A 260-nucleotide genomic window follows, 5' to 3' on the forward strand; every position below is an offset into this window, starting at 1 on the left:
GAAACCGATGACCATGTTGACAATCTGCAGGACAACCGCACGCCAATCTAACGTAGCAAGGAAAGCATTCAAGAATGGCGGCAATGCCCAGTTAATATTTATCCGAACCGGGTTGACCCAGCCTAGGCTCAAAACACCATAGGCAACTGAAACCATTACTAAAGGCGCCAAGATAAACGGAATAAAGTAAATCGGGTTTAACACAATTGGCAGACCAAACATGGTCGGCTCGTTAATGTTAAAGAAACCTGGAACAAGTG

General features: G+C 45.0%; 1 protein-coding gene. It reads right to left on the bottom strand.

Annotated features, from left to right (window positions below):
* Positions 1–260: PTS transporter subunit EIIC (locus ACYYG1_RS17605; RefSeq protein ID WP_461211630.1), on the bottom strand; the 260-nt coding region annotated here is incomplete at both ends.

It is taken from the genome of Desulfocurvus sp. DL1XJH-121 (genome assembly GCF_054819825.1).